This window comes from Mesorhizobium sp. INR15 (assembly GCF_015500075.1).
Lineage (GTDB): Bacteria > Pseudomonadota > Alphaproteobacteria > Rhizobiales > Rhizobiaceae > Mesorhizobium.
Genome location: NZ_CP045496.1, coordinates 2041457 through 2057863, shown reverse-complemented (window position 1 = coordinate 2057863; position 16407 = coordinate 2041457). Strand labels below are relative to the sequence as shown.

General features: G+C 61.9%; 20 protein-coding genes. 13 read left to right on the top strand and 7 right to left on the bottom strand.

What is annotated here, in order from left to right; all coding sequences use genetic code 11:
• Window positions 1-245 precede the first annotated feature (245 nt).
• The gene (locus GA829_RS09970) at window positions 246-2738 is read left to right on the top strand and encodes an EAL domain-containing protein (protein ID WP_195178329.1); all 2493 of its coding nucleotides are present in this window, start codon (window positions 246-248) and stop codon (window positions 2736-2738) included.
• Between the two features lie 37 nt (window positions 2739-2775).
• Here the strand turns inward: GA829_RS09970 and GA829_RS09965 are convergent, their stop codons facing one another.
• From GA829_RS09965 to GA829_RS09955, 3 genes are all read right to left on the bottom strand, one after another.
• Window positions 2776-3876 carry an OmpA family protein gene (locus GA829_RS09965; protein WP_195178328.1) on the bottom strand — a complete coding sequence of 367 codons (1101 nt, stop codon included), beginning with the start codon at window positions 3874-3876 and terminating at the stop codon, window positions 2776-2778.
• 65 nt (window positions 3877-3941) lie between these two features.
• Window positions 3942-4481: a GNAT family N-acetyltransferase gene (locus tag GA829_RS09960; RefSeq protein WP_195178327.1), complete on the bottom strand. Its 540-nt coding sequence runs from the start codon at window positions 4479-4481 to the stop codon at window positions 3942-3944.
• A gap of 98 nt (window positions 4482-4579) precedes the next feature.
• Entirely contained in the window at window positions 4580-4810 is a 231-nt protein-coding gene (locus GA829_RS09955; RefSeq protein WP_195178326.1) for a YdeI/OmpD-associated family protein, read from the bottom strand.
• A gap of 168 nt (window positions 4811-4978) precedes the next feature.
• On the opposite strand from GA829_RS09955, the gene GA829_RS09950 reads away from it, so the two are divergent.
• Window positions 4979-5434 (top strand): DUF2214 family protein, encoded by a 456-nt coding sequence (locus tag GA829_RS09950; protein ID WP_195178325.1) that lies wholly within the window; start codon window positions 4979-4981, stop codon window positions 5432-5434.
• Here the strand turns inward: GA829_RS09950 and nth are convergent.
• A complete protein-coding gene (nth, locus tag GA829_RS09945; protein WP_195178324.1) occupies window positions 5422-6231 on the bottom strand; it encodes an endonuclease III in 810 nt (269 codons plus the stop codon). The two genes, GA829_RS09950 and nth, sit on opposite strands and share 13 nt — an antisense overlap.
• Before the next feature lie 22 nt (window positions 6232-6253).
• Between nth and GA829_RS09940 the strand changes: the two genes are divergently transcribed.
• The 9 genes from GA829_RS09940 (at window position 6254) to GA829_RS09900 (ending at window position 13009) form a co-directional block, all read left to right on the top strand.
• Complete coding sequence (locus GA829_RS09940; RefSeq protein ID WP_195178323.1) at window positions 6254-6748, top strand: DUF2244 domain-containing protein; 495 nt, start codon at window positions 6254-6256, stop codon at window positions 6746-6748.
• 166 nt (window positions 6749-6914) lie between these two features.
• Entirely contained in the window at window positions 6915-7793 is an 879-nt protein-coding gene (locus GA829_RS09935; RefSeq protein WP_195178322.1) for a methylated-DNA--[protein]-cysteine S-methyltransferase, read from the top strand.
• Window positions 7794-8024: 231 nt separating this feature from the next.
• Window positions 8025-8495 (top strand): hypothetical protein, encoded by a 471-nt coding sequence (locus tag GA829_RS09930; protein ID WP_195178321.1) that lies wholly within the window; start codon window positions 8025-8027, stop codon window positions 8493-8495.
• Window positions 8496-8584: 89 nt separating this feature from the next.
• Entirely contained in the window at window positions 8585-8905 is a 321-nt protein-coding gene (locus tag GA829_RS09925) for a hypothetical protein (protein ID WP_258052328.1), read from the top strand.
• Window positions 8872-9387: a hypothetical protein gene (locus tag GA829_RS09920; protein ID WP_195178320.1), complete on the top strand. Its 516-nt coding sequence runs from the start codon at window positions 8872-8874 to the stop codon at window positions 9385-9387. The genes GA829_RS09925 and GA829_RS09920 overlap by 34 nt, the downstream gene beginning before the upstream one ends.
• Window positions 9362-9844 (top strand): hypothetical protein, encoded by a 483-nt coding sequence (locus GA829_RS09915; RefSeq protein WP_195178319.1) that lies wholly within the window; start codon window positions 9362-9364, stop codon window positions 9842-9844. The genes GA829_RS09920 and GA829_RS09915 overlap by 26 nt, the downstream gene beginning before the upstream one ends.
• Window positions 9845-9930: 86 nt before the next feature.
• Window positions 9931-10836 carry a ribokinase gene (locus GA829_RS09910; RefSeq protein ID WP_195178318.1) on the top strand — a complete coding sequence of 302 codons (906 nt, stop codon included), beginning with the start codon at window positions 9931-9933 and terminating at the stop codon, window positions 10834-10836.
• Window positions 10837-10842: 6 nt separating this feature from the next.
• Entirely contained in the window at window positions 10843-12291 is a 1449-nt protein-coding gene (locus tag GA829_RS09905; RefSeq protein ID WP_195179590.1) for an amidase, read from the top strand.
• 103 nt (window positions 12292-12394) lie between these two features.
• A complete protein-coding gene (locus tag GA829_RS09900) occupies window positions 12395-13009 on the top strand; it encodes a LysE family translocator (protein WP_195178317.1) in 615 nt (204 codons plus the stop codon).
• A 166-nt stretch (window positions 13010-13175) separates the two neighbouring features.
• Here the strand turns inward: GA829_RS09900 and GA829_RS09895 are convergent, their stop codons facing one another.
• A complete protein-coding gene (locus GA829_RS09895) occupies window positions 13176-14117 on the bottom strand; it encodes a nucleoside hydrolase (RefSeq protein WP_195178316.1) in 942 nt (313 codons plus the stop codon).
• 156 nt (window positions 14118-14273) lie between these two features.
• On the opposite strand from GA829_RS09895, the gene GA829_RS09890 reads away from it, so the two are divergent.
• Both GA829_RS09890 and GA829_RS09885 read left to right on the top strand, forming a co-directional pair.
• A complete protein-coding gene (locus GA829_RS09890; RefSeq protein WP_195178315.1) occupies window positions 14274-14699 on the top strand; it encodes an Hsp20 family protein in 426 nt (141 codons plus the stop codon).
• Between the two features lie 120 nt (window positions 14700-14819).
• Window positions 14820-15077: a BQ00720 family protein gene (locus GA829_RS09885; protein ID WP_195178314.1), complete on the top strand. Its 258-nt coding sequence runs from the start codon at window positions 14820-14822 to the stop codon at window positions 15075-15077.
• Between the two features lie 70 nt (window positions 15078-15147).
• On the opposite strand, the gene ptsN is transcribed toward GA829_RS09885, so the two are convergent.
• On the bottom strand, window positions 15148-15612 hold the full coding sequence (ptsN, locus tag GA829_RS09880) for a PTS IIA-like nitrogen regulatory protein PtsN (RefSeq protein WP_195178313.1): 465 nt from the start codon (window positions 15610-15612) through the stop codon (window positions 15148-15150).
• A gap of 61 nt (window positions 15613-15673) precedes the next feature.
• Entirely contained in the window at window positions 15674-16258 is a 585-nt protein-coding gene (hpf, locus tag GA829_RS09875; RefSeq protein WP_195178312.1) for a ribosome hibernation-promoting factor, HPF/YfiA family, read from the bottom strand.
• Between the last annotated feature and the right edge of the window lie 149 nt (window positions 16259-16407).

Genomic DNA, 16407 nt, shown 5'->3' with positions numbered 1-16407 from the left:
TTGTTAAAATACAATCAACCCGGAATTGAAGCGTGTTCTTGACGTGGGGTAATCTACGGTTGCTGAGAGTTGCAGTCATCAATTGGAAGGGTTCTCAAGTATTTATTCGCTGTTAAGCCCCCCGTGATAACCGGATTGTTGTCGCCACTGCTGGACGACATGAGGGAAGAACATAGCCTCAACCGACGGATGAAACAGTCGGACAGGTGCATTGACCAGGCCATGGCGGCTTCCATGAAATTGCGATGAAACTGTCATCTACAGATGCCAGCCCCCGGCTGCTCGGGCTCGTTTGGCCATTCATCGCCGTGGTCCTGGTCCAGGCCTTGGTCGCCAGCCTCAGTATTTACACATTGTCAGCTGTACGCGCCTATGTCGGCGGTGAGAGCCAGTGGTCCAAGGGACAAAAGCACGCCATCTATTTCCTCAGCCTTTACGCCGATACCGGCAACGATGAGTTCTTTGCTGAGTATCGCGAGGCGATCGCCGTACCGCTGGCCGATCGTTCTGCACGGCTCGCGCTCGAGCAAGCGGTCCCCGACACCAACGCGGCGCGCGCCGGCTTTCTGCAAGGCGGAAATCACACCGACGATGTGGGCGGGCTGATCTGGCTGTTTCAGAATTTTCGCGGTTTCAGCTATCTCGATGCCGCCATCCGGCACTGGACCGCCGCCGACGACATGATCCTCTCCATTGAGCGGCTCGGCGACACGATGCACGAGAGCTTGAGGAACGGGCCGGCGTCCGTGGCCCAGGCCAAGGTCTGGAAGGCCGAGATTCATCAACTCGACCGTCAGATCGGCCCGCTCTCCAAGGCGTTTTCCGACAGTCTCGGCGAAGGTTCGCGCTTCATCAAAATGGCGCTCACCTTGGCCAATCTGGTCACAGCCGCGTTGCTGATCCTGCTGGCGGTGTGGCGCACGCGCAAGCTGCTCGGGCAACGCCAGGCGTTCCAGAATGCTCTCAATGCCGAGCGCGAGCGTGCCCAGGTCACATTGGCCTCGATCGGCCAGGCCGTGATCAGCACCGGCGCGGATGGGCGGCTGGATTATATGAACGCCGTTGCCGAGCGGCTGCTTGCGTGCCCGTTCGGCGCCGCCCGGGGCAAACCGATCGCCTCGCTCTTCCGTCTGGTGGACAAGGATACCAGCATTGAGGAGCCGCGCCTGATCGAGCGGCTTCTGGCTGGCGAGCCGCGCCGCTCCAATGTCCGCCCGCAGCTCTTGCAGCGCATGGACGGCACGGTTGTTCCGGTGGCATTGAACGGCGCGCCGCTGCTCGTCGCCGGCCAGGTCGTTGGCGTGGTGCTGGCCTTCCACGACATGACGCGCGAGCAGGACTATATCGAGCGGCTTTCATGGCAGGCGTCGCACGATGCACTGACCGGCCTGATCAACCGACGCGATTTCGAGAGCCAGCTGGAAAGAACGATCGCCGAGTTGCCGGACCAGCCCCGCCAGCATGCGCTGATGTATCTCGACCTCGACCAGTTCAAGCTCGTCAATGACACCTGTGGCCATGCCGCCGGCGACCAGTTGCTGCGCCAGATATCCGGGCTGCTGACCAACGGACTGCGGCCGGGCGATCTCCTGGCCCGGCTGGGTGGCGACGAGTTTGGCGTGTTGCTCGTCGATTGCGACACGGAAACCGCGGCGGACACCGCCGAACGGTTGCGCGCCACCATTCAGGACCTGCATTTCGCCTGGGACGGCAGGCCCTTCAACACCAGTGTCAGCGTCGGCCTGGTGCAGATCGCCGACACCCAAGTCACCCTCGAGGAAACCCTGCGCGCGGCTGACGTCGCCTGTTACATGGCCAAGGAAAAGGGCCGCAACCGCGTCCAGATTCACAGCGATGGCGACATGGACTTGCGGGAGCGCTTCGGCGAGATGGCCTGGGTTCAACGCCTGCATGCCGCTCTGGAAGAAAACCGCTTCAGGCTTCATGCCCAAGAAATCGCGCCGCTCAACGACGATGCCGCGGAAGCAGGCGCGCATATCGAAATCCTGCTGCGGCTGAACGACGAGAATGGCAACTTCGTCACGCCGCAAAGCTTCATTCCGGCTGCCGAGCGTTACGGCTTGATGCCGTCGATCGACCGCTGGGTGGTGCGCAACACGTTCCGCGTCCTGGCGGCACGGCTCGCCGATCCACACATGGCGCCGATTTCCACGTGCGCCATCAATCTCTCCGGCGCGAGTTTTGGCGACGAGACATTTCTCGGCTTCCTGCGCGAACAGTTCCTGGTCCATGGCATTTCGCCAAAGATGATCTGTCTCGAAATCACCGAGACCAGCGCCATCGCCAACCTCACCAATGCCATGCGCTTCATCGCCGACCTGCGCGGACTGGGCTGCCGTTTCGCGCTCGACGATTTCGGCTCGGGCATGTCGTCCTTCGCCTATCTGAAGCACCTGCCGGTCGACTACCTCAAGATCGACGGCGGCTTCGTCAAGGATATGCTGGAGGATCGCACCGACCATGCCATGGTCGAGATGATCCACCACATCGGCAAGGTGATGGGCAAACGCACCATAGCCGAATTCGTTGAGAGCGACGGCATTGTCGCTGCCCTGAAGAAAATCGGCGTCGACTACGCACAGGGCTATGGAATCGCCAGGCCCCATCCATTTGACGCAACGACGGTACTGCTCGCTCAAGGCACCATGCCGGGGGCGAGCAGCACTGCATACCCATGGGCCGATCTCGCGCCGAAAGCGCGCCGCAAGGCCAGCTAGGGCAATCCTGAAACGTCGGGCGGACGGTGCGCCCGCCTCAGTTCAATTTGACCAGAACCACCCGCCGGTTCTTGGCACGGCCGGTTTCATCGTCATTGCTGGCGACGGGCGCCATCATGCCGGCGCCGGCCGATGTCAGCCGTGCGGCGTCGATGCCGTATTTCGACACCAGCGCCGCCTTCACCGCTTGCGCGCGCCGCGACGAGAGGTCGCGATTGTAATCGAAGGCGCCCTGGTTGTCGGTGTGGCCGACGACGATCACCGCCATCTTTGGCTCATTGGCCAGCAGCGTCGATATCTCCTTCAGCGTCGGTTCGGATTCCGGCTTGATCTCTGCCTTGTCGGTGTCGAAGAAGATGCCATAGAGGGAGATGCTGCCGATGGCGGTCAGTGAATCCGCCATCTTGGCCGCTTCGACCACCACCATCTTCTTGTCGCGTGCCTTGGGTTCCAGCACTTGAACGACGGCGACGGTGCGGCCGTTGAGCGCCTTGCAGTAGAGATCGTCGGTCAAGGAATAAGTTTGCACCGTGACATAGGCGTCGCCACCATCCTGCGGCACCCTGGCCGAGAAGAAGCGCTGGTCGTTGATGCCCGAAGCCAAGGCACAGGCGCCATTGGAAAAGGCTGCGTCCTTGAGATCGCTCTCGTGGAAGAAATACATCGTCAGACTCATGTCGCCGCCGCCGCCGCTCGAAGAACGGTCCGCGGCGCCGCCACATTCCTCCTTCTTGCACTCGAACAGAACCTCGCCGCCGGCTGCCTGGATCACGTCCTGGTAATTGCGCAGCACTTCAAGCGGCGAGCGCTCGGTCGGCAGTACATAAGCAATGCGGGTCAAGGCGCCTTCGGCCTCGGTCTTCTTTTCCGGCGCGAAAACGCGATTGTTCATCGCGTCATGCGCGTCGGTGTCAGCGCTTGGCTTCAGCGGTGACAGCGGCACACTGAAGTCGGTGAAGGCGAGTTTCTGGTAGGAGACGATGAACGAGCCTTCGTAGCGTTTGGCCAGATGATTGTCGGCCGCGCCCTTGATATCGGCCTTCGGTACCGTGGCGTCGGCAGCGGCCAGTTGCAGCGTCAGGAAGAGCGACAGCCCCGCCAGGAAAAGCTTCGCCGCCGTCGTCGAAATTGCATGCATCGATCATCCCCCCACTTGAAGGATCGATGCTTAGCAGAGCAGGCATGTCCAGTCGATGACGGGCCTCAGGCGACCCGCTCCAGCATGATGGTTGGAGCGTCGTGATAGAAGGTCCGCGCAACTTCGCTGTAGCCGCACTTCCTGGCTACATTGAGCGAAGCCGTATTTTCCGGATCGATGATGCAGACGGTTTTCGAGCGGCCAAATGTCTCCTCTCCCCAGGCGAGGACGCGGGTGACGATCTCCGTGGCGAGACCCGAACCATGCGCTGCCGGCGCAAGCGCCCATCCGGCCTCGGGGATGCCCTCGATCCGCGGCTCGATATCGCGCTTGAGATCATGAAAGCCAGCCTCGCCGATGAAACGGCCCGTCGCCTTCTCCTCGATTGCCCAGAACCCATAGCCGAGCAGCGACCAGAGGCCTGCGTGACGCAGGAAACGCATCCAGCTCTCTTCGCGCGTGCGTGGCTTGCCGCCGATGAAACGGGTGACGGTGGGATCGGCCCACATCGCTGTATAAGCGTCGAAATCCGCCAACCGGTGTGCCCTCAGGATGGCCCGTTCCGTCTCGATGAGAGGGACATTGCCAGCTTGCGGATTGCTCATGGAAAATACCTCGCTTGTGCCGCCGAGGGCTAGCAGACGTTCGCAGCCGAGCTAGAGCCAAGGCGGCGCATGTCATCTTCCAGACAGGGAAAACCGCTTCAGCCGCGCCAGGCCATGTTCATGTAGATGCCACCGCGCCGCAATTCGTCGAGCATCTGGTCGAGCCGCTTCTGCCTCGTATCCGGGCGCTTGGCGCGAGCAATCCAGCCGAGATAGTCATTCCTCTGGTAATCCGGGCGGGCCTCATAGCCCGCCATCAGGCCGTGTTCTGTCAAGGCGGCACGAGTCTCGTCCGACATTGCATTCAAGGCGCGTTTCAGTCCGGTCATACCGAGAAATTACCTTGCCGGTAATCGGCGTCAACGGTGCTGATGGCTAGGTATCGTCGACCCGCTATGAGAATTTTGCCGGACAGTGTTACTTTCGAGGCAGACTGATTCAGCACCTGGCGGCTCTGTTGGACGCTGGCCGTTGCCATCAAACCCAAGGGAACGAGCATGGATACCACCGATCTCATACTGGCGATTGTCCATCATCTGCTGGTGTTTTCGCTGGCCGGGATCATCGGCGCCGAATTCGTGCTGATCCGAGGCGACTTGCCCGCCACGACGATCCGGCGGCTGGCCGGCATTGACCGTCACTATGGCGCCATTGCCATGCTGATCATCATCATCGGCATCGGCCGCGTCGTATACGGCCTGAGGGGCTGGGAGTTCTATGTCCACAATTGGGTGTTCTGGGCCAAGATGATCGCCTTTGGCATCGTCGGGCTGCTGTCAATCCAGCCAACCATGCGCTTCATTTCCTGGAACAGGCAAGCGCGCGCCAATCCCTCGTTCCTGGTGCCGGCAAGCGAGCTTGCCTCGGTGAAGACCTTTATCCGCGCCGAGGCCGCCGTCTTCCTGCTGATCCCGATCTTCGCCGCCGCGATGGCGCGCGGCTACGGGATCTGATTTTCGGCGGCCGTTTCAAGCGGTTCAATCGGCACCAGTGGTGCGGCAATGCCCGCCGTCTTCTCCGCAGCCTTGCAGATGTCGGCGATGACGCAGGCCGGGCAATCCGGCTTGCGAGCCTTGCAGACATAGCGGCCGTGCAGGATCAGCCAATGATGCGCATGGCGCATGTATTCGTCGGGAATGATTTTCAGCAGGCCCTGCTCGACCTGCTCAGGCGTCTTGCCCGGCGCCAGCCCAAGCCGGTTGCCTATGCGGAAAATGTGCGTATCGACCGCCATCGTATGCTGGCCAAAGGCCATGTTGAGCACGACATTGGCGGTCTTGCGTCCGACGCCCGGCAACTTCACCAGTTCGTCTCGGTCATCAGGCACCTCGCCGCCATGGTCGCGGATCAGCGCTTCCGATAGTGCGATGACATTCTTGGCCTTGTTGCGCCACAGGCCGATGGTGCGGATGTGATCGCCGACCTTGGCTTCGCCGAGCGCCAGCATCTTTTGCGGCGTGTCGGCAATCTTGAACAGTGCCCGCGTCGCCTTGTTGACGCCGACGTCGGTTGCCTGCGCCGAAAGCACCACCGCGACCAGCAACGTGAAGGCGTTCACATGCTCCAGTTCGCCCTTCGGTTCCGGCCGCTGAACCGAAAAGCGCCGGAAAATCTCATGCACCTCGGCCGGGCTGTAGCGCGACGAGCGTCGCACCGGCCGGGGACGCGGCTTGGCGTTCGACCCGTCGCGCCGCCCGGGCAACAGCTCTTTTTTGGGAATGGAAGAATCTTTGGACTTGGGGCTCGCCATTCCCTTCCTATAATATCCTGGCATGAGCGATACAAACGCCTCTTTCCAGGCTGACGAACCATTCTTCCAGGCGCTGCTGACACCGCATCGGTCGCTGGGCAAGACCGGGTTTGCCGTGCTGATGGGCACACTTCTGTTCGGCTGGGTGGTGACCGGCGCATTCTTCCTGTCGCGTGGCGCCTGGCCGGTGTTCGGCTTCTTTGGCCTCGATGTGATCGCCGTCTATATCGCCTTCCGCGTCAACTACCGCGCCGCGCGGGCCCGTGAGGAGGTCTCGGTGTCACGCACCAGCCTTGATATCCGCAAGACGGCTCCGTCGGGGAAATCGGAAGCGCATCGCTTCAACCCGTTCTGGGCGCGCTTCTCGGTCTCCCGCCACGCCGAGATCGGCATCACCGCGATGACAGTGGAAGGCCAGGGGCAGAACGTGCCGATTGGCGGCTTCCTCAATCCCGACGATCGCGAGAGCTTTGCAACCGCTTTTTCACGCGCGCTGGCGACCGCCAGGACGCGCTAGCCAGACGCCTTGGAACCGGCATCACAACAGCCTTAGTATCTCGTGGGCGCCGGATGGAATGCAGCAGCCTCAGCCGATTCTATCTGGGTATGCGCGCGAAGAAGGCAAGTTTCGGGTGGTGCTCGCGGCCCCAAGGGGCGATATTCCGGATCAAGGAGATCGTTCGATGAGCACACAGACAGCAATCCTCAAAAAGGACATCACGCCCGAAGGCAGCGACTACGAAATCGTGCGCCGCGCCATCGAGAAGATCAGCCTCGATTATCGAGACCAGCCGTCGCTGGAAGAATTGGCGGAAGAAGTCGGCGAAACGCCGACCGGGCTGCAGAAGCTGTTCACCCGCTGGGCCGGCCTGTCTCCCAAGGCCTTCCTGCAAGCGGTGACGCTCGACCATGCCCGAAAGCTGCTTGATTCCGGCATGCCGCTGCTCGAGACGTCGTTTGAATTGGGCATGTCCGGCCCCGGTCGGCTGCACGACCTGTTCGTTACCCATGAAGCAATGTCGCCTGGCGACTATAAGACGCGCGGCGCGGGGCTCACCATCCGTTATGGCTATCATACGTCGCCGTTCGGCACCGCCTTGATCATGGCTACCGACCGCGGGCTCGCCGGCCTTGCCTTCAACGATCCGGGCGAGGAACGCGCCGCCTTCGCCGACATGTCCAGCCGCTGGCCGAACGCCGTCTATGTCGAGGACATGGCCGCGACCGGCCCTTACGCCGCGCGTATTTTCGATCCGACGCTGTGGCGTGCCGACCAGCCGCTGCATGTCGTCATGATCGGTACGGACTTTCAGGTTCGCGTCTGGGAAGCGCTGCTCAAGATCCCGATGGGCAAGGCCAGCACCTATTCCTCGATTGCCGCCAGCATCGGTTCGCCATCCGCCAGCCGCGCCGTCGGCGCCGCCAATGGCGCCAACCCGCTTTCCTTCGTGGTGCCGTGCCACCGCGCCATCGGCAAGTCCGGTGATCTCACCGGCTATCACTGGGGCCTGACCCGCAAGCGCGCCATCCTAGGTTGGGAGGCGGGCCAGATCGCTTCTTGAAATATCGTTTTTCTGGAGTTTTGACCAGAAATAAATCCGCTGCGTTGCACCAAGTATTACTTTATATATATTTCGTAATTTACTAAGGTACAACCGCATACAACTTTGAATTAACAATGATCTGTTAAAATGATGTAAAGAATCGGGCCGTCGAGTAACAGAAAATTAACCACGATGAGCCGATGATGATCTCAGGTTAGGTCGGAATTTCCGATCTATCAGGAGGTTCCAATGAGACTTCTTCGCCTCGCCGCAGGAGCGGCCTTTCTGGTCCCCTGCATGGGCCAGACTGCATCGGCCACGACGCAAAATGTCATCTTCAATGGCGTGATCACCGCGACCTGCACGCTTGTGGTCGTCACCAGTGGCACGATGACGGCCAGCCCGGACCTCCAGTCGCTGAGCTCCCACAACTCAGGCGGACTGCCTGGAACCGTGACACTGACCACCACCGGCGGTGTGTCGCTCAGCGTTGATCCGGTGACCACAGTCACGGCTCCTGCAGCCGACGCCACAGCGACCACGTGGGCGCCCACCTATTCCTCGACCGGCGCGCACACCATCGCCGAAACGGGTTCGACCACCAGCCTGAGCGCCCCGGGGGGGTCGCTCGTCTCGGTCAATCTTGCCGGCACCAAGGGCGGCAGCAACCGCTTCGCCGCCGGCAACTATCAGGCAACAGTTACAGTGCGCTGCGAATAACACCCTCGGAGGGGTCCTTGAAACAAGTTCTCAACCTGACGGCGGCGCTGGCCGTCGGCCTGCTGCCGGTTGCTGTCTCGGCCCAGTCGATGTCGCCGATGCGCGGTGAGGTCAACAGCTTCACCAACGCTTTCGCGGTCCGCGTCTTCCCGGCCAATCCCTACGACAAGAAGATCAAGGTCGAGGTCCATGTCTATGATCAGGATTTTCAGCCGGTGAACGCCAGGATCTCGCCTAATGTCTTCCAACTGGCGGGACAGGCTTCTCGTCCGGTTCTTGTGGTTGTGCCCTTCGACGGCGCCACTGATCGCAAAGTGCGTATCTGTACCGAAAGCATCCCCTTTCCCAACGAACAGACGCAGATAAGGGCTCAGATATGCGGAAAGTTTTTTGGGCACCACAAATCCTGACACTGACGCTTATGCTTGCCGCGGCAGGCACGACTTCAACCCAGGCCCAGGAACAAGTCTACAATCTCAATCAGAATGAGAACGGCTTCAATTTGCCCGGCGTCACCTTGCCTCAGGGCCAGGACGAGGTCCACGCCGCCGACGGCACAACCTGCCGCTCGGCGGTTTCCGGCAGCGGCGCCTATGTCGACCTCGGTGTCATCAGGGGCAACAACCAGTCGGACAACGGCGTCGCCACCTACGGCCGCGTGGTGATCCCGATCGGCCGGCAGCCGAAACGCGTCGATTGCGGGCGCCTCTACGAGCTTGAGGTCGAGCGCCTGCAACTGGAATTGAAACTCCTCAAAATGGGCCTCGGTGGAGATGGTCAGACGGCGAGCGTTGCCGCCACCACTCGCGCGCCTGCATCAGCCGGATGGGCCAACGAAGGCTGGAGCCTCAGAACCGGAAATGGCGATGGCAAGAAAAAGAAGAAGAAATAACCGCACGCTGCTTGCGATGGCGGCATTTGCCAGCCTCAGCCAGCCGGCGCCGGCGGCGATCATCGGCACTTGCACCATCGTGGTCGGCCCATCTGGAACGATGAAGGCGAATACCGCCATCAACATCTTGGGATCCAAACAGGCCGGCGGACAGAGCGCCAGCGCCACCATCACCGCAAGCTCCCTGCTCTGCAGCTTGCTCAACCTGCTCGACTGCTACTCCGTGTCCGCACCAGCACCCGCCGCATTCACTTCAGCACCCAGCGGCGGTGGCACGAACGTCACCTTCAGCACGGTCTACCGCCTCGATGGCACCGGCGCCGACACCAACGGAAGCGTGCCGCAAAGGGTCGCCAACGGCACCCACCCTATCGAGGTCGATCTCACCGCCACCAAGTCGAGCGGCGTCTATCCGGCCGGCAGCTATCAAGGCACGGTGACCATACGCTGCGAATGATGGCATAGCGGCAAACCACATTCGACATCTGGCAAGCCGTGGCCTTCCGGGGTAGCTTCCCGCGCAAATATAGCGGGAGGCATTTCTTGATTATCGTAATCGGCTCGATCAACCTCGACCTCATCGCCAATGTCGACCGCTTGCCGAGCCCCGGCGAGACGGTGCGCGGCTCGGCCTTTGTCACCGCACCGGGCGGCAAGGGCGCCAACCAGGCGCTGGCCGCCGCCCGCGCCGGTGCCTCGGTCCGCATGGTTGGAGCCGTCGGCAAGGACAGTTTTGCCGCCGAAGCGCTGGCGCTGCTGCGTGACGGCAAGGTTGATCTCTCTGGCATCGCCGAAACATTCGCCTCCACCGGCACGGCGCTGATCATGGTCGGGGACGACGGCGAAAACGTGATTGCGGTGGTGCCCGGCGCCAACGCATCGGTCCTGCCCGGCGACCTTTCCAAGGCCTTCCTGGCGAAGGGCGATGTGGTCCTGTTGCAGCATGAGATCCCACTTGCAACCGTCGACGCGGCACTTGACGCGGCAGCGGCGGCGGGCGCCATCACCGTGCTCAATACGGCACCTTTCCAAGCCGAGGCAGCCGGCTTCCTCGGCAAGGCCGACTATGCCGTCGCCAACGAAACCGAATTCGACCTCTATGGCGAGGCATTGTCGCTGAGCGGCCGAGACCGTCCGGCGCGGATGCGCGACTATGCCGGCAAGACTGGCCGCACCATCGTCGTCACGCTCGGTGGTGATGGCGTGCTGGCCGCGACGCCAAGCGATTTCCTGACCATTCCAGCGGTCAAGATCACGCCTGTCGACACGGTCGGCGCCGGTGACACGTTCTGTGGTTACTTCGCCGCCGGCCTGTCATCGGGCCTGGCGCTCGACCAGGCGCTGACGCGCGCCGCCGCGGCCGGATCGCTGGCCTGTCTGAAGCCTGGCGCCCAGCCGGCGATCCCGCTGGCCAAGGACGTCGATCAGGCGCTGTTGAAATCCAACTGAGTGACGATCATGCGCCCTCGGACAAAGCACGCCGTACCGGCTGCCAGTGACATCTGCCGTCTCTCCGCCGTCGAGCTTGCCGGCAGGATAAAACGAAAAGACCTTTCGGTGCGCGAGGTGGTGGAAGCCTTCCTCGACCGCATCGAGACGGTCAATCCGATGGTCAACGCCATCGTCTCGTTGCGCGACCGCGCCGACATCCTGCGCGAGGCCGATGCGGCCGATGCCCGGCAGCCGGACATAGAAACCGGCCCGCTGTTCGGCTTGCCGATCGCGGTCAAGGATCTGGCCATGACCAAGGGACTCAGGACCTCATTCGGGTCGCCGATCTTCGCTGACTTTACGCCGCCGGAGGACGATTTCTTCGTCGAACGCATGCGCAAGGCCGGCGCCATCATCATCGGCAAGACCAATGTCCCCGAATTCGGCCTTGGCTCCAACACCTACAACACCGTGTTCGGACCGACGTTGAACGCTTTCGATCCTGCGCTCACCGCCGGCGGCTCGAGCGGTGGCGCCGCCGTGGCGCTGGCGCTCGACATGGTGCCAGTCGCGGATGGCAGCGACTTTGGCGGCTCGCTGCGCAACCCGGCCGGCTGGAACAATGTCTATGGCTTCCGCCCGTCGCAGGGGCTTGTCCCTGGCGGCCCTGATGTCGAGGTGTTTCATGCGCAGATGGGCGTTGAAGGACCGATGGGCCGCAATGTCCGCGACATGGCGCTGCTGCTCGATGTGCAGTCGGGCTATCATCCGCACGCGCCGCTATCTTATGAAAAGCAAGGTTCATTCCTCGCAGGGCTGGAGACAGCCGCAAACGGCCGCCGCATCGCCTGGCTTGGCGACCTCGGCGGCCATCTGCCGATTGAGCCAGGCATCCTGGAATTGTGCGAGGCGGCCCTCAAACGGTTTGAGGCCGTTTCCTTCGTGACCGAACCGCTGCTGCCGGAGTTCGATTTTGAAGCGCTGTGGCAGGCCTTCGTGACACTGCGGCAGGCCAGCAGCGGCTGTGCGCTCAAGGCGCACTATGACGAACCTTCGAAACGCGGCCTGCTGAAGCCCGAGGCTGTCTGGGAGGTCGAAGCCGCGATGCGCCTCACGGCGCCGCAGATCCGCGCCGCCTCCGTCATCCGCTCATCCTGGCATCGCGCGCTGCTGTCGCTCTTCGACCGCTTCGATCTGATCGCTTTGCCGACCGCGCAGGTGTTTCCTTTCGCGGTCGGCACGCCTTGGCCACGCGAGGTCGCCGGCCGGACAATGGACAGCTACCACCGCTGGATGCAGGTTTCCTCGTTCGCCACGATGGGCGGCTGTCCGGCCGTCAACGTGCCGGTTGGCTTCGATGATCAAGGCCGGCCGATGGGCATGCAATTGATCGGAAGGCCGCGCGGCGATCTTGCCGTGCTGCGGGCGGCGGCCGCCTATGAAGCGATTTTGCCGTGGCAGGCCGGCGCCTGAACCAGGCGAAGGTTGCGGCATTCGTGTCGGCTTGCGCCGGCATCCTTGTCATGCATTGATTGTCGCCAACCGCGCCGCACAATCGGCATTGTGAGGGAAAAACATGTCGCTGGAACTCTACGCCGCCTATGTCCTTGCTTGCATCGTCATCATCCTGGTGCCCGGGCCGACGGTCACGCTGATCATCGCCAACAGCATCCGTCACGGCTCCCGTGCCGGTCTTGCCAATGTCGCCGGCACGCAGGCCGGGCTCGCCATCATGATCGCCGTCGTCGGCATCGGCCTGACCTCGCTGATCGCGGGCATGGGCCACTGGTTCGAATGGGTCAGGCTGATCGGCGCGGCCTACCTGATCTGGATGGGCGTGCAAATGTTCCGCTCGAAGGGCACGCTGAACGCCGACGGATCGCCGCGCAGACCGCGCGGCGGGTTCTTCCTGCAAGGCCTGCTGGTGGCGCTGAGCAATCCCAAGACGCTGATCTTCTTCGGTGCCTTCTTTCCGCAGTTCATCTCGCCGACCGGCAATTACCCGCTGCAGATCGCCATCATGGGCCTGACCGCCATGATCTTCGCCGCCATGTCGGATTCGACCTACGCGCTCGCCGCCAGCCGCGCCGGCCGCCTGCTGTCGGCCAGCCGCATCAAGCTGCTGTCACGGATCACCGGCAGCTTCATGATCGGCGGTGGCCTGTGGCTGGCGTTCTCGCGGTCGAAGTAGCGCCTTTCCTTCTCCCCTTGTGGGAGAAGGTGGATCGGCGCATAGCGCCGAGCCGGATGAGGGGTGTTCCAGCGAAGTTAGACGCTGGTGTTTCCTGGAACACCCCTCATCCGACCTCGCCTCGCGAGGTCACCTTCTCCCTCAAGGGGAGAAGGTAAAAAGAACCCTAAAGCCGCCCCAGCCTCTCCACCAGCAGGGCGAAAAAGGCATCGTGGTCGATGTCGCGCATCACCATGGCGTTCTTCGGCCGCTTGGTCACGCCCCACCAGTCGATGACGGTCATGCCCATGGTCAGTTCCGAGCTGGTTTCCACGCTGACATTGCAACTGCGCCCCTTGAACAGCTCCGGCTTCAGCAGATAGGCGATCACGCAAGGGTCGTGCAGCGGTCCGCCGTCGGTGCCGTATTTTTCCTCGTCGTAGCGCTCGAAGAATTCGAGCATGTCGGCGGTGGCGGTGCCGACCCTGGTGCCGAGCTTGCGGAAAGCCTCGATGCGCTTGGACGTGGTCAGTGCCTTGTGGGTGACATCGAGCGGCATCATGACGATCGGGATGCCGGACTTCAGCACCACGTCGGCGGCGTGCGGATCGACATAGATGTTGAACTCGGCGGCCGGGGTGACATTGCCGCCTTCGAAGAACCCGCCACCCATCAGCACGATTTCCTTGATGCGCGGCGCGATCTTCGGCTCGCGGATCAGCGCCAGCGCGATGTTGGTGAGCGGCCCGAGCGGGCAAAGCGTGATGGTGCCGCTCTCTTCACGCATCAATGTCTCAACAAGGAAATCGACGGCGTATTGCTCCTGCAGCTTCATGGTCGGCTCAGGCAATTGCGGCCCGTTGAGGCCGGTCTTGCCGTGCACTTCCTCGGCGGTGACCGGTTCACGCATCAATGGCCGGATGGCGCCTGCATAGACCTTGGTGTCGGGACGGCCAGCCAATTCGCAGATCTTGCGGGCATTCTTTTCGGTGAGCTTCAGCGGCACATTGCCGGCAACCGCGGTGATGCCGACGATCTCCAGTTCGGCACTGCCCAGCGCCAGGAGTATGGCTACGGCATCATCCTGGCCGGGATCCGTGTCGATGATGATCTTGCGTGATTGGGGCATTTCAATTCCTTGGTTTTGCGAGTCTTTTTGGGCAGGTATCAGGGCGGGTTCATTGATGGCTTGAACTTGGTCGCGGGGCGGACCATATCAACACCACAGGGAAAAATGCCATCAGGGTTTTTCCACTTTATGTCGCTCTTGAGAGGACAGTGTAACATGAGCCGAATGACGCCATTTTCCAGCCCGCTTCTCCTTGGTTTCGATGCCATGGAAAAAACGCTGGAGCGTCTGGCGAAGTCGGGTGACAGCTACCCTCCCTACAACATCGAACGCCTCAGCGGCGACGACGGCAAGACCGAAAGGTTGCGCATCACACTGGCAGTCGCCGGTTTCGCCGAAAGCGATCTCGATGTCACCACGGAAGAAAACCAGTTGGTCGTGCGCGGCCGTCAGACCGACGACACCGAGCGCGAGTTCCTCCACCGCGGCATCGCCGCACGCCAGTTCCAGCGCTGTTTCGTGCTGGCCGACGGCATGCGGGTCATCGCGGCGGAACTGAAGAACGGCCTCTTGTCGATCGATCTCGATCGGCCCGAGTCCGAACGGCTGGTACGGAAAATAAACATATCGGTGAAAGACTGATCTTTACCACCGCGTCGGCCGGGAAATCCGTACCGGTTTTTCGATAGCACGATGCGGCAAATCGAATGGCTCTCATGCAGGATGGCCCTGAGCGGCATCCTCGCGCCAAGGAGGCTTGAAATGACCAGAACTGAAGAAAATATCACCATGACCAGCGGCGAATTCGCCCATCTCGGTGAAGGCTCGGTGGCCTATCTGCGCAAGGTCTCGAGCGATGAATTGCTCGGCCGTTTCCCAAATCTCGGTGAAATCGCCCCCGGCATGGAACTGTGGGCGCTGTTTGCCGCCAACGGCCAGCCGATCCTGCTTTCGGACGCGCGTGACCGCGCGTTGGCCGGCGCCATGGAAAACGACCTGACCACGGTCGCCATTCACTAGAACGCCCCCTCCGGATGCGCAAAGGGCCGCCCATGGCGGCCCTAGCAGGGATAGTAATCCACAAGCAGCTTCAGGCCGCGTGCGAGGCCTGTGTGTCAGACAAGAGCGCGTGGATAGCCACGGCATCGCGCGTGCCCCTGATCTTGGCAACCGTGTCTGCATCGCGCAGCACGCGTGCGATGCGCGACAAGGCCTTGAGATGATCGGCACCGGCACCCTCGGGCGCCAGAAGCAGAAACACCAGGTCAACCGGCTGGTCGTCCAGCGCCTCGAAATCGACCGGCGTCTCCAGCCGTGCGAAAACGCCGGCGATTCGCTTCACGCCGGCCAGCTTGCCGTGCGGGATGGCGATGCCGTTGCCGACACCCGTCGAACCAAGGCGCTCGCGCTGCAGGATTGTATCGAACACTTCCCGCTCCGGTATGCCGGAAATCGCCGCTGCCCTTTCGGACAGCATTTGCAGAAGCTGCTTTTTGGAGTTCGCCTTCAACGCCGGCAATATCGCCGGAACGTTGATAAGATCGCTCAGATCCATGCTTGAAAATCCCTTGTTCGCCTGCCGTCACCAGTCCCCACCCCCCGTGCGGCTGGTTTTTTTATCCCTGTGCGACTTTGGTCGTGGACGGATCGATCCAGCCGATGTTCCCATCGGGCCGGCGATAGACGATGTTGAGATGGTCGTTTCCAGCGTTGCGGAAGACGAAGACCGGGCTGTCCTTGGTGTCGAGTTCGATCACCGCCGATGCCACCGACATGGTCTTCAGAACCATGGTTGATTCGGCGACGATGGCCGGGGCGAAATTCTCCGGGATCTCCTCGTCGTCGTCCGCGAGCGGCGCCATCACCGTGTAGGCGATGTCGGTCGGCTCGCCGTTGCCGGAGCCCAGATTGTGTGACTTCAGCCGCCGCTTGTAGCGCCTCAGCCGGGTCTCGAGCCTATCCGCCGCCGCCTCGAAGGCAAGCGTCGGGTCCTGGGCATCGCCGGTCGCCTGCAGCGAAGTGCCGGAATCCAGCCGGATCATGCAATCCGCCGAATAGCGCGAGCCCGATTTGATGACAGTGACGTGTCCGGCAAAGCCGCGATCGAAATATTTCCCGATCGCTTCACCGACACGATCGTTGATGCGTGTCCGGAACGCATCGCCGATATCCATGTGTTTTCCCGATATGCGCAAATTCATCTGAAAACTGACCTTCCTTGCTCAGGCTTCAAACTCGCCAGAGTTTATACTCGTGATCCGTGCGCACAAGCTTTGCGGCGTCACTCGCGCCGATTTAAATCCGAACTTTCCGATTGATCACAAGCCGCCCTTTTGGGCCGTCCCGAGGC